General features: G+C 58.6%; 11 protein-coding genes. 7 read left to right on the forward strand and 4 right to left on the reverse strand.

Annotation, left to right across the window (positions count from 1 at the left end):
• Positions 1-61: 61 nt before the first annotated feature.
• From ABLA28_RS02670 to glyS, 3 genes are read left to right on the forward strand one after another with little or no spacing between them, the layout of a single operon-like run.
• Positions 62-562 (forward strand): DNA repair protein RecO C-terminal domain-containing protein, encoded by a 501-nt coding sequence (locus ABLA28_RS02670; protein WP_347712392.1) that lies wholly within the window; start codon positions 62-64, stop codon positions 560-562.
• 22 nt (positions 563-584) lie between these two features.
• On the forward strand, positions 585-1532 hold the full coding sequence (glyQ, locus tag ABLA28_RS02675; protein WP_347712393.1) for a glycine--tRNA ligase subunit alpha: 948 nt from the start codon (positions 585-587) through the stop codon (positions 1530-1532).
• The gene (gene glyS / locus ABLA28_RS02680; RefSeq protein ID WP_347712394.1) at positions 1532-3625 is read left to right on the forward strand and encodes a glycine--tRNA ligase subunit beta; all 2094 of its coding nucleotides are present in this window, start codon (positions 1532-1534) and stop codon (positions 3623-3625) included. Before glyQ ends, glyS begins: the two co-directional genes overlap by 1 nt.
• Positions 3626-3704: 79 nt before the next feature.
• Here the strand turns inward: glyS and ABLA28_RS02685 are convergent, their stop codons facing one another.
• From ABLA28_RS02685 to ABLA28_RS02700, 4 genes are all read right to left on the reverse strand, one after another.
• Entirely contained in the window at positions 3705-5003 is a 1299-nt protein-coding gene (locus ABLA28_RS02685; protein WP_347712395.1) for a slipin family protein, read from the reverse strand.
• 727 nt (positions 5004-5730) lie between these two features.
• Positions 5731-6117: a hypothetical protein gene (locus ABLA28_RS02690; protein ID WP_347712396.1), complete on the reverse strand. Its 387-nt coding sequence runs from the start codon at positions 6115-6117 to the stop codon at positions 5731-5733.
• Positions 6118-6709: 592 nt separating this feature from the next.
• Positions 6710-7864: an ABC transporter substrate-binding protein gene (locus ABLA28_RS02695; RefSeq protein ID WP_347712397.1), complete on the reverse strand. Its 1155-nt coding sequence runs from the start codon at positions 7862-7864 to the stop codon at positions 6710-6712.
• Between the two features lie 237 nt (positions 7865-8101).
• Positions 8102-8407: a hypothetical protein gene (locus ABLA28_RS02700; RefSeq protein ID WP_347712398.1), complete on the reverse strand. Its 306-nt coding sequence runs from the start codon at positions 8405-8407 to the stop codon at positions 8102-8104.
• 507 nt (positions 8408-8914) lie between these two features.
• On the opposite strand from ABLA28_RS02700, the gene ABLA28_RS02705 reads away from it, so the two are divergent.
• The 4 genes from ABLA28_RS02705 (at position 8915) to ABLA28_RS02720 (ending at position 12597) form a co-directional block, all read left to right on the forward strand.
• A complete protein-coding gene (locus ABLA28_RS02705; RefSeq protein WP_347712399.1) occupies positions 8915-10660 on the forward strand; it encodes a hypothetical protein in 1746 nt (581 codons plus the stop codon).
• Entirely contained in the window at positions 10657-10956 is a 300-nt protein-coding gene (locus tag ABLA28_RS02710) for a hypothetical protein (protein ID WP_347712400.1), read from the forward strand. Before ABLA28_RS02705 ends, ABLA28_RS02710 begins: the two co-directional genes overlap by 4 nt.
• Before the next feature lie 73 nt (positions 10957-11029).
• Positions 11030-11218: a hypothetical protein gene (locus ABLA28_RS02715; protein ID WP_347712401.1), complete on the forward strand. Its 189-nt coding sequence runs from the start codon at positions 11030-11032 to the stop codon at positions 11216-11218.
• Between the two features lie 317 nt (positions 11219-11535).
• Entirely contained in the window at positions 11536-12597 is a 1062-nt protein-coding gene (locus ABLA28_RS02720) for an ankyrin repeat domain-containing protein (protein WP_347712402.1), read from the forward strand.
• The last annotated feature ends 77 nt before the right edge of the window (positions 12598-12674 follow it).

A 12674-nucleotide genomic window follows, 5' to 3' on the forward strand; every position in this document is an offset into this window, starting at 1 on the left:
CACTCGACTAGTCGTCGGCAGCGTCAGATGTGTATAAGAGACAGGGGCCTACCTGAGCGCGGTGGACGTCGTCGACGGCATGATCCCCCTCAGGAGGCGACCGGAGGCGCTCCGCACGGCGGTCCGCTGGTCGAAGCTCCTGCTGCGCCACCTGATGGCGGAGCATCCGGCGGACGACCTCCTGGCCAACCTCTACTGGAACATGCGCCTTCTGGGGACCCCCCGGGTTCCGCCGGAGGCGGCGGAGTGGCGTTTTCTGTGGTGCTGGCTCATGGCGTGGGGGCTTGCTCCCGACCTGACGCGCTGCGCCCGGTGCGGTCGTCCCGCCGCCCCGCTGTTCTGGACGGGCGAGGGGCTGGCCTGTGCGGCCTGCGGGCCCGGGGTCGGCAGGCCCCGGTTCTCGGAGGAGGAACTGTCGCTTTTGAGGCGGGCTGCGGGGGCGGATGTGCCCGGGGTGGAACGGTACGGAGAACTTGGGGAGCTCGACGGCGCGCGGGGGCTTTTTACCCTGGCTTCCCGATGCGTCGGGGGGCTCCTCTCTCAGGATATACGGAATATTTGAGTTTTTTTAAGGAGAGATTGAGTTGAACTTTCAGGAGATCTACTTCAGGCTCGAGCGCTTCTGGGCGGAGCAGGGATGCGTGGTGCAGCAGCCCTACGACGTCGAGGTCGGGGCCGGAACGATGAACCCCGCCACGGCGCTCCGGGTGCTCGGCCCGGAGCCGTGGCGCGTGGCCTACGCGGAGCCCTCGCGCCGGCCCACCGACGGGCGGTACGGGCAGAACCCCAACCGCCTTCAGCATTATTATCAGTATCAGGTCATCATCAAGCCCGCGCCCTCCAACATCCTGGACCTCTATATCCAGAGCCTGGTGAGCCTCGGCATCGACCCCTCGGAGCACGACATCCGCTTTGTGGAGGACGACTGGGAGAACCCCTCGATCGGGGCCTGTGGGCTGGGCTGGGAGGTGTGGCTCGACGGCATGGAGATCACGCAGTTCACCTATTTTCAGCAGCTGGGCGGGATCGACATGGAGGCCGTTCCGGCGGAGCTGACCTATGGGACCGAGCGCATCGCCATGTACGTCCAGAAGGTGGAGAACGTCTACGACCTCGCCTGGTCGGACACGGCGACCTACGGAGACCTGGACCTCAAGGGGGAGATCGAGAACTCGCACTACAACTTCGAGATCGCCGACACCGCGATGCTCTTCCAGCTCTTCGCCATGTACGAGGCCGAGGCCGGGCGCATCCTGGACAAGGGGTTTGTCCTGCCCGCCTACGACTACGTCCTGAAGAGCTCGCACACCTTCAACCTGCTGGACGCGCGCGGGGCCGTCAGCGTGACGGAGCGGACCGGCTACATCGGCCGGATCCGCGCGCTGGCCAGCCGCTGTGCCGCGGCCTACCGGAAGCAGCGCGAGGAGATGGGCTTCCCGTTCATGGGGAAATTCGGCGCTCCGGCGCAGTACGCCAAGGCCGCTGCCGCTGCTGAAACCGTTTCCGAGCTCGTCGGGGGGGGGAATGCGTGATGGCTTTGAGGAACGTCATCCTGGAGATCGGAACGGAGGAGCTTCCCTCCCGCTTCCTTCCCGAGACCCTGAGGTCCCTGGAGCGGCTGGCGGTCTCCGCTCTGTCGGATAACCGGCTTGGCTTCAAGGACGTCAGGACCTACGCGACGCCGCGGCGCCTGGTCCTGCACATCCGGGAGCTGGACGAGACCCAGAGTTCGTCGGTGTCGCTGCTCAAGGGGCCGCCCCTCGCGTCGGCCTACGACTCGAAGGGGGAGCCCACCCGCGCCGCCCTGGGCTTCGCGAAGAGCAAGGGCGTGGAGGTCGATTCGCTGGGCGAGCTCGAGGTGGATGGGGTGAAGTACGTGGCTGCCGAGGTCCGCGAGGAGAGCCGGCACACCCTGGATGTTCTGCCCGGCCTCCTGCGCGGCCTCGTCGAGGGACTCTCGTTCCCCAAGAGCATGTATTGGGCCGACCCGGGCGTGCGTTTTGCCCGGCCCATCCGCTGGCTTCTCGCCCTTGCCGACGATGCGGTCGTCCCCTTCGAGTACGGCGACGTGAGGAGCGGCCGGACGACCAGCGGGCACCGCTTCATGGGGCAGAGGTCCATCGAGATCCGGAATGCGGACGAGTTTCTGGAGCGCCTCTACGACAACAGCGTGATTCTGGATCAGGACAAACGCCGCCAGAAGCTGGAGGCGTCCATATCGCTCCTGAAGCAGGACTTCGAGGGCAATCTCGAGGTGGAGATGGATCCCGAGCTGCTGGAGGAGAACCTGTTCCTGGTCGAGTTCCCGGCGCCCTTCATCGGGACGTTCGACGAGCGCTATCTGGAGATCCCCGAGGAGGTCCTGATCACCTCCATGAAGAAGAACCAGAAATACTTCGCGGTTCGGAACAGGGACAGGGTAAACGCGTTGGCGAACGTCTTCATCGGGGTCAGCAACAACAGGGCCACGGACATGAGGACGATCCGGGAGGGGAACGAGCGGGTCCTGAGGGCCCGTCTCGAGGACGCCGCCTTCTTCTGGGCGGAGGACCGGAGGAAGCCGCTGTCGACGAACGTGGAGCGTCTGAAGGACGTGACGTACCAGGAGAAGCTGGGCTCCGTGTACGACAAGGTGGAGCAGACCCGGAAGCTGGCGCTCCTGCTCTGCGAGCGGCTGGGCCGGGACTTCCTGGCCAAGCTGGTGGAGCGTGCGGCCTGGCTCTCCAAGGCCGACCTCGTCACGCGCATGGTCTACGAGTTCCCCGAGCTCCAGGGGGTGATGGGGCGCGAGTACGCACGCCATGACGGCGAGGACCCACGCGTGGCCCTGGCCCTCTACGAGCAGTACCTGCCGCGCTTCGCCTCGGACAGCCTGCCGACCGACGACGTGGGGGCGATCCTGGGTCTGGCCGAGCGCATCCATATCGTCGTGAGCTGTCACAAGGTGGGGCTCGAGCCGACGGGCTCGCAGGACCCCTATGGGCTGCGCCGTGCGGCCCGCTGCATCAACGAGATCCTGTGGGGCCGGAATCTGGACCTGGACCTCGAGGAGGCGGTTCGGGAGTCCGCCCTGCTGAACCAGGTGGAGCAGGATGTGCTGGAGCGTATCCTTGCCTTCATTGGGCAGCGGCTGCTGGTCCAGCTCAAGGAGAAGGGGTACGAGCACGAGCTCGCCGCGCTGGCCCTCTCGGTCATCGGCCGCCGGCCCTGCCAGGCCCTGCGCCTGATGGAGGCCCTGAACGAGGTGAAGGACGAGCCCTGGTTCTCGGACCTCATGACCTCCGCGGTGCGCGTCCGGAACATCCTCCAGAAGGCCCCGGAAGCCCCCGATGCCGTGGACCCCGCGCTGCTTGCCAAACCGGCGGAGCGGGCGCTCTATGAGGAGGTCGTGAGGCTGGAGCCCGGGGTTCGGGAGGTGCTGAACTCGAACGACTGGAAGGGGCTGACGGCGCGTCTGGCCGAGCTCTCTCCCGTGGTGTCGGCCTTCTTCGACGACGTCATGGTTATGGACCCCGACGAGAGGGTGCGGGCCAATCGACTGGCCCTGCTGAGGCGCTGCAATGCGCTCTTCGAGGAGGTCGGGGACCTGGGGGCCCTGAAGATACCGGCAAAGAAAGCGGATTGATGCGGATTGATAACGGCCGGGGGACGATGTCCCCCGGCTTTTACGATCGGCGCTTCCTTACGTGAGGTAAAAGAGGCGGTTATTGGCCGTTTTGCACTCCTTCGGACCGGGCTCCGCCGAGGGCGGTCAGGGTCCTCAGCTGTTCCAGGAGCCCGGAAGCGTTGTCGAGCGAGATGGATCCCACCTTCTCGCAGATGCGCTCCAGGTACTCCAGCTCCTTCAGCTTAAAGAGCGTGGCGTTCTCCTCCATGAGCTTTGCGGTGTTCAGCAGGCTGCGGGTGGAGGCCACCTCCTCGCGCCGGGTAATGATGCTGGCCTGGGCCTTTTTCTCCGCGACCAACACCGTGTTCATGATCTCCCGGACCTCGCCGGGCAGGATGATATCCCGGAGCCCCGCCGAGACGAACTCCACGGCCCCGTCGTTGGGCAGGGCCTTTAAGACCAGGGAGCCGAGATCGTGCCTGCGCTCCAGGAGCTCGTCGAACCTCAGGTGCCCCACCACCTCGCGCAGGGCGAGCTGAAGGGCTGCGTAGAGCTGGCGCTCCGGGTCCTCCTGTTCCCGATACAGACGCACGGGGTCCAGCACCCGGTACTTGCAGACGAAGTTGATGCGAAGGGATACCTTGTCCAGGGTAAGAATCTCCTGTCCTGCGACGTCCACCTGGCGGACGCGCAGGTCGCAGGATGTCCAGGCGATGTCGCGGCCGTTCTTCCAGAAGAAGTATCGCCCCGGCTCCAGCAGACGCTCAAAACGTCCGTCCACGTACAGCAGGGCGACTTCATGGGACTGAACCTCCAGCCGGGTGCACAGGGAGTCCGGGATGGCCTCCTGGACCGGTAGGGGCAGAACGGCGGCCTCGTCCTCCATGGCTACGAGCCTGAACTCGTGGCTTCGGAATACCTTCCAATAGGCGTGTTCCCCCGGCTCCAGCACGCCCGCAAAGCGTTCGTCCACGAAATGCAGGGCGACGTGCCCGTCCGGGACACGCACCATCTCCACCTCCCGCACGAAGTTCTCGTCCCGAAGGTAGACCTGCAGCGGGATGTCGGCGTTCAGGGGCTCGTCGTTCACGCCGAGCCGACGGACTTCATCCCCAAGAAAGCGAAACAGCCAGTGTTTGCCTGTCCCCAGCATCCTCACGAAGCGACCGTTTCGGAAGAGGACACGCACCATCTCCACCTCCCGCACGAAGTTCTCGTCCCGAAGGTAGACCTGCAGCGGGATGTCGGCGTTCAGGGGCTCGTCGTTCACGCCGAGCCGACGGACTTCATCCCCAAGAAAGCGAAACAGCCAGTGTTTGCCTGTCCCCAGCATCCTCACGAAGCGACCGTTTCGGAAGAGGAACGCACGCTCGTTTTCACCGACCGTGATCTTCATCGTTTTGTCTCCTTGAAATTCCTACAGGCACGTAGCTTTTGGTTTGATCGACGCTTCCTAAAAATGATGAGATACGGCGTCGCCTCCCTGTCCCCGTGGGGCTCCGTTCCGTCCGGAACGTGCCGGGCCGGAGCGGTCCCCATCGGGGAGGCCTGGGCCGCGGTAGGTCCCGGACGGGGTCTCGGATGCCTCGAGACGGCTTCAGAGGCGTTCGGCAGAAAACTTCGGCCGAACCGGCAAACTGCCGTATCTCATCGTTTCAACCTCCGAGTTCTTTTGATGCGCACTCAGCCATTGAGCTTCCCGGCCTCTCGGCCAGTGCGGGATTCGAACCCGCAACCTCGCTCCTGCGCTCTGCCTTTGAGCTACCCGACCCCTCGGTCGGAGCGGGATTCGAACCCGCAGCATCAGGATGCCTTTGCGCACGGTTCAGCGGAACGCCCAGAGGCAGGGCCCAAGGGCGCCGCCGGACTTGTCTGAGGTCCCCCGACGCGCCAGGTATAGTATAGCGGATTGGAGCAAAAAGTTCATTCGCCTTGGATTTATAATTTGCCTCTTCTCAAAATCGCAGGCAAAAAACACTAGGCAGGGCCGCCTTGAGTTGACGATCCTTTCGCTTCGACTGTCCTCCTGCTTCACTAAGGTCCGCCATTGCAATAGGAGCATGACTTGAGGGCTGGGTCACCTTTCATGTCGCCCCTGGGGCATTTCTTCATGTGCTTGACACTCAGTCCACCCGTGTCCATAATTCCATGATATAGATGATGATGTAAAAAACGATCCTGCATCCAATGATTTTTATCACCAGGAGAAACGGCAATTCGCCTTGGTATCCCTCGAAGGATACGGCAAGGTGATATACGAACCAAAACAGGCAGGGCAAAGCGAAGAAGAGTCCATCCACGCCCCGCGGGGAAAAGATGGCGTAGCGCTCCACAAACGAGCATGCAAGGTAGACGGCCGGGATCAGAATGAGTCCGAGCAGGAAGTATATTCCGCTGCCGCTTAAAAACGGCAACAAAAGAGAACCGCATAAAGCGCCAAGGAAACGGACTCTCCTGCGGCGTTTCTCCTCCCTCTCGCGGCGTTCCTCGAAGATGATCAGATCGGCCATCGAGGCAGTCTGCCTGCTTCCGCACGGTCTGCTGAGGATAGACTGTCGATGATCTGAAAGAAACGGTTCTTCCTCGGTTTTCCTCCCAGTGGTCCAAAACCTCATTGTCGACCTCCACCGAATCCGGACCGAGAATCGTATTGGCCCGTGCCTGTCCCCCAAATTGTACAAAGACAAAGTCCTGATTCGTCGCGGTTCGTTCTATCGCTCTATTATGCGTGAATGCTGCGAAGAGAGCATCGGTGAGACGGCCCAGGGCGGCGCATCATGGCCGCGTTCCAGTTTTTTGAAACAGGCGGCCGGTGGATGGAAGAAACCGCATCGATCGAATCGTATCGATCCCTCATAGTCCACAAACGCAAATCAAGGATTTGCGTTTGTGGACTTAAGCAGACTATAGCTTGCCTGTTTCGAGGAGAAAGTGTGCCGGGGCCGCTCAGTCTCAGGATAGAGGCGTGAGGGCATGTTCACTTTTTAGGGAAGCGCCGGAGATTTTGGCCTATAGGCGTTTGGGATATTTACCCTCGGCAAAATATACATTTTGTTTCGATCGGCGCTTCCCTGTACACAGCCGATGGATCACAGAGCCTTGTCAATTCGCCATCGGTTCCCATTTCTCCAGAAAAACCAGTTTGTTCCCTTTGGCCTGGAAGATAGAGGCGGGCTTGTTCATAGGATTGTGAGTATCCTTGTCGACCGTCCACTTGAAATGGGTTACCTGCAGATCCTTCGTGTTCTCGATGGCGTCCCGGACCGCGGAGCCCTCGACCGAGCCGGCAGCTGCAATGGCGTTTGCGACCATCAAGACGATGTCGTATCCGAACACTGCGTTCATGACCTCTGTCGCATCCCGTCCATACTCTTTTTTATAATCGTTCTTGAAGGGATCCAAAAGAGGGTCATCGGCACTCACCGGATAAACCCAATAGGTTCCCTCCATTGCTTCCCCCGCTATCTCGAACATGTTGGGGCTGTAACCGTTGCCCCCCATAAAATACGGTTTCCAGTCGAGCTCGGCAGCCTGTTTGATGACCAGCGCCATCTCTTTGTAGAGCATCGTCAGGGCAACCGCATCCGCTCCCCACTCCTTCGCCGCGGTCAACTGAGCCCGAAAATCGACATCCCCTCCGCGATAGGCCCAAAACCGATTTTCGACGCCCAGTTCATCTGCCCGCTTCTTGACGTATTCCGTCAGGCCCTCCGAGTAAGCGTCGCCAATGTCACCGAGGATAGCCAGTTTTTTTGCCCCACATTTCTTGATCAGATAATCCGCTATAACCATCCCCTGATAGGGGTCCGTGTAGCTGATGCGAAACATGTAGGGCCGAACTTTTCCCGTATCGGGGTCCACGGTCACGGCCAGGTTCGATGCGGTGCTGGAGACGATGGGAACCTGAGCCTTGTCCGCAATAGGGGCGACAGCAATCTGAATACCGCTGTAATTGCTGCCTCCCACCGCCGCAACCTTATCCTCGTACATGAGCCTTCGGACCGCTATGACGGCTTCCTCGGGTTTTCCCTTGATATCGTAGCATACCAGCTCGAGAGGATGCCCAAGTACGCCCCCTTTCGCGTTGATGTCCTTGACGGCCAGCAGAGCCCCATCCCGTTCATGCTGACCCCAGGTCGCGCCCTCTCCCGTCAGGGTGGCAATGTAGCCGATCTTGATGGGTTCGGCAGCAAAGCTCATTCCTCCGAAAAGCACGATAAAAAGCCAAGCTCCTCCAAGAAACTTAAAAACCTTCATTACTTATCATCCTTTCTCAACCGACAGCCCCAGTGTTTCCCAAGCCACCTTTGTGTTGCCGAAAGCTGCAGGAAAGAATAACATAGTTTATAAAATATATCAATAGTAAAATTAAGTTTATGGTTATGTTGAGAAAACCGGCCTGGGCCAGCATTTTGAGGCGTCCGGATTCTCAAGCCGCTGGCATCGTAAGCGGGGCGGCAACTCCGGGAAAGTGCGTGGATATTGAAGAAGCACCTAGTCGGAGGGCACGTCATCTTGTTCGGCTTGGGGAGCGAACGCGTTCCGGAAGAATGTGGCGGCGTTGTCCCTTCCGCTGCATAGTCTGGTGATGGCCGGATTGTCGATTTTTCTGTAGTCCGGCATGACGAGCTCTCCCCGGGAGAGGGCTTTCCCCTCGGGGAGGGCCGCGATCCTGTAAAGCCGGTGAGGGAGAGAACCGGAAAGGTTTACCCTGACCCCGGAAAAGTACGCGATACACAGGAATACGCCACAACACAAAAAAACCGTGCAGGATAAGGATGCTCGTCTTATTCCGTCCAAACGGCATCACCTCCTTTATGAGGACAGCATACCCCGACCTGATGCCCGTTTTAAATCACAACAACTCGCCTGTCCTGGAAGCGAGGGTGCTGCATCCTACCCGGATACGCCCCTTTCTTTTATTCCTCATGCACGGGATTCAAGTATGGCTCCCACATCTCCTCTTTTCATCGTACTCAATATCTCCCCTCGTACGACTCGAGACGACTCGATGACCCTATCCGGGAGGTCCGTCGGGGTTTTGCCTGTCACACACTTAATTCATCTGCTCTGTTGACAGGGTAAATGCTATCTGATAATTTTGCCTTGGTTTCCTTTTTCGTTCAAAAATGGGTTGTGTCGCGTTTGCCCCTTTTCCCGATTCCCTGCGGCTGGCGTACTTTTGGGCTTCAGGGCGGTGGCTGAGATAAACGCCGAGAGACGGGCAAAAAGGCCGTGGAGCATCGGGAGCTAAAAATCGAGGCTGAAACAGGCATTTATTTCTACGGTTTTCGGGGAGGCGGAGTGATGGACGAGAGGGTATTGGAACCGACACTGGAGGGGACGTCGGAGGAGATAAAGAAGTGCCGCCGGAAAATCGGGACGCTGCTGATAATTTATTTTATGGTGATCCTCCTTCAGGTAGTCTCTGGTGTGGGGAATCTTGTCGTGCTCTTTCTGGACCCTTCGGGAGACATGAATATCCTCGGGAAAATCCTGTACGCGGCGCTGCCGTTGCTCATGTGGTTCTACAGCCAAAGACCTTCTTCCACCGGCGGAATCCTGATGCTCTATGCGGTCGTTGAAGGGATGCAGGCCGTCATTATGTTGGCTATGGTCGTAGGTTTATTATTTTTCGGGTTCGGATTTGACGGCCCGTCCAGCGTTGCCATGTTGCCGCTTGCGGTGCTGCTTATCTTTGGGGTCGTCGGTGGACTGTTGGCGTTGTTTGTCAAACTTTTCAGGTCGGCACGCCGGCTGGGCAACCTGATGCTTGCGGCAGGCCTTGGAGACAGGCCACGTGCGGACCGATGGGACGCCGCGATGGTTGCGGTGGCCGTCGCCTGTTACCTGGCGCCGGCCCTTCCGGCCTGGGATTCGGTACGGTCTTCAATGTCGTTAAAGAAGCAACTGAAACAGGCGCCCGAGGTCAAGGTCTATCGAGTGAAGGAAGCGATCGACTGCATGGCGGGGTCTCCGGACGGCAATCTGCTGGCGCTGGGTACGGAGAAGAGGCTTTATGTGTGGGATACGAGGACGCGGGAGTGCGTTTGGAGCGACGATTGCCTTGCGGTGCAGCGGGTGCGTTTCAGCCCCGGCGGTCGTTATCTGGCTGCGGCGGGGCGTGGCCGGGCGGATGGGGCCAGCGACCTGGTGGTGTACGAGGTGGATGGGTTCAGGCGTCTGCCCGGCTTCGACTGGCCGGAGCACGAGGAGCACAAGGAGAAGGTGTTTCACGACGTGATGTTCCGCCCGGACGAGGAGACGCTGCTGGTGCTGTGGCACCGGACCTGGATTTGGAATCGGATAGGCTGGTACAGTGATGAGGCTGAAGCTGTGGAGGCCATGGAGGAAAGTCTTGGACATAAGCCTGGGCGAGCAGATTTACTTTGTTCACAATGTATCATTCAGAAGGGGAAAATAGAGACTCCACGAATGATACGCGACAACCTCCCTGTTGGCTATGTTTTGCGTTCCGAGGGCTGCGCATACTTTTCCTCGGATGCTTCACAGTTTATATATCCTACATATCGCGATTATAAGGAATTCAAATGGGTTCATGCTGTAGATACGCAGACTTGGGAGGAACGAGTATATCAACTTGATGGGTATCGTTTGGATTTTTTGTTGGGTGTCGACTACCATTATGAATGGAGACTGAACGCAGATGGAACGAGAGCGTATCTCCTTTGTGAAAGAGATAGGGGAGAAGAGCCTAAGGGAGTCTTGCTGGAATTGGACCTGCAAACCGGAAAAACAAGGGAACTGGAGAGCTGGGGTTGGCGTCTGGCTTTGTCGCCTGACGGGCGGTGCGTCGTGATGCTCTCCGGAAGCACGGACGACAATAGCATGACGCTGGCCAGGCTGCACTTTCTGGATGTCAATACGGGAGCGAAGAAGAGAATTTTGCGCAGGTTTCCTGGGAACGGCTTCGATGATCCCCATCGTTTCATGTGGTTGAAGCCCAATCTTTTTGCCGTCTCCATGGAGGCCAGGCGAAGCCGTGAGGGCAATTTTGTATTTATCGACCTGAAGGAGGGCGAGGGTAAATGACGAGGATAACGGCGTGGACACGCGACCAACAACTCGAGATGCTGCAGCTTGTCAACTATTCATACGAAATGACTGCCGCTTGTCCGGGTGGGGAGTATTTCAAAGACTGGCTTTCAATGCATTATGTAGACGTAGAAAATATGCCTTATGTTTCCGGCATTCACTTCAAGAACTTGAATATCCTGGAACATCAGGACGGCAACTTTTATTACACGGATCGCCCCAGGGGCCCTGACGACCAGGCAGCAGAGGCTCCGGAAATGTCCGAATTCTCTCCGAAATGTCATGTCGTCTGAGCCCTTGATCCCTAACGATTTCCTCCTTATCCCCGGCTACGTCCGGAGGATATTCTAATTCTTTGCCTTTTTCGTGACGACTCTATCTAAGTGTACAGCTAAGGCGGACCAGAAGCGGGGCCTGATCTATCAGGCGCTGCTGGAGACCTCGCGCGACCATGACGTCGTCGGGGGGAAAAAGGTCCCCCTTCTTCCCGGGATGTCCGTGAGGGGGGAGATCAATATCCGCCGCTATACGAACGAGGCGCTTCGGGAGAGGTGAGGAAACGGCCGCAGCGGTCGTTCCTTGAAATCGTTTTCGCGTGCCTTACATTCGTGTGTTTTGGTGCTTCAATCATATATAATGGACAAGGTATAAAATCTCTTTTTCGGAAAATAGAATAGGTTGGAACTCGGAATGTCAATCGGGAGCGACGCGGTGGCGCGCAGACTTGGACAAACTACGAATTCCTGCGGACGAGCGCGAAGCGGCCGACCTCGATGTATTGAAATATTGAGGGAGGAAGGTTGCTTTGCGCTTTTTTTATTCTTTCCGAACCGAGGAATGACGTATGACAGAAATACGGGAGGTGGAAATGCTTGAAGAGGATATTTTATGCGAGGAGCCTGTTTTTTGCGCTGTCTTTTTTTCTGTGGTTGGGCCTGATGCCGCCGGCCCTTGCTGCTGTTGTCAAGGATGACTTTTTTGCCTTGGTCGAGAGCGGCGACATTGCGGAGATCGAGGCTGCTATTCAAAAAGGACAGGACCTTGAAGAGGAAGGTGGGGGCGGGAGGACGCCCCTGTTCATAGCCGTCAGGAGGGGAGATCCCGAGATTGTCCGACTGCTGCTCCGTGCCTCCGCGAACCCCGGACACAGGGCTAACGGGGACGTGACCGCTTTGCACTGTGCCATGATCGGCCCGGCGAAGGGCCGCCCTCTGGAGAAGACGCTGGAGATCGTGAACCTTCTCTTGTTGGAGGATATAAGCCTGGCCAATGCCCGGAATCGTGAGGGAACGACGCCGCTGCACATTGCAGCGCTGCTTTATAGTGAAAGGGAAATTCTCAGGCAAATTCGGCAGGGGGATCTGAAGGATATTCCACGGTTGCTGGAGGTTCTGCTCAGCGCGGGAGCGGACCCGAATATTAAGAATAAAGAGGGAAATACGGCGCTGCATGAGGCGACGTTAGGGGGCGATGAGGAGGTGGCGCTCCTGTTGATTCAGTCGGGAGCTGACGTCAATGCCATTAATAATGAAGGACTTACGCCCCTTTGGAGTGCCTCAGCTATGGGACTGCCGAAGGTGGTGTCCACTTTGCTGGAGCACGGGGCCAATCCTAATGTCCGCGCGGAGGGGATGACCCCTTTGCACATGGCGACAGGAGTAACCTTTTTGAGGCGCAAGCCTTCGGGAGAATGGGAGAGGTTCAGCGAGATGCTGACGCGCACAGGAAGGGATGGAACCGACTTCCTGAAGGTGACGAAAGCCCTGGTTGAGGCCGGGGCTGAGGTCAACGCTTTAAATAACTTGAAGCAATCTGAGAAGGGCGAAAGGGGGACACCGCTTGATATGGCGGAGGAGGGAGGAAATACAATGGTAGCGGAATATCTGAAAAGTGTTGGTGGAAGGAACAAGAAGCCTTGGTATTGGCCTTTCTGAAATGAGTGGTGAGCGAATCCCCCTCAGGTGGGGCAATCTCTGGCGGATTTTCTGGGCATCCTTGGATGAGCTGTCTT

Origin of the sequence: uncultured Fretibacterium sp., from assembly GCF_963544685.1 — a bacterium.
Classification (GTDB): Bacteria; Synergistota; Synergistia; order Synergistales; family Aminobacteriaceae; genus CAJPSE01.

Coding starts and splice junctions, on each gene's coding strand:
- ABLA28_RS02705 (WP_347712399.1), top strand. CDS start 8,915: ATGGACGAGAGGGTATTGGAACCGACACTGGAGGGGACGTCGGAGGAG.
- ABLA28_RS02685 (WP_347712395.1), bottom strand. CDS start 5,003: ATGAAGATCACGGTCGGTGAAAACGAGCGTGCGTTCCTCTTCCGAAAC.
- glyS (WP_347712394.1), top strand. CDS start 1,532: ATGGCTTTGAGGAACGTCATCCTGGAGATCGGAACGGAGGAGCTTCCC.
- ABLA28_RS02690 (WP_347712396.1), bottom strand. CDS start 6,117: ATGGCCGATCTGATCATCTTCGAGGAACGCCGCGAGAGGGAGGAGAAA.
- ABLA28_RS02695 (WP_347712397.1), bottom strand. CDS start 7,864: ATGAAGGTTTTTAAGTTTCTTGGAGGAGCTTGGCTTTTTATCGTGCTT.
- ABLA28_RS02710 (WP_347712400.1), top strand. CDS start 10,657: ATGACGAGGATAACGGCGTGGACACGCGACCAACAACTCGAGATGCTG.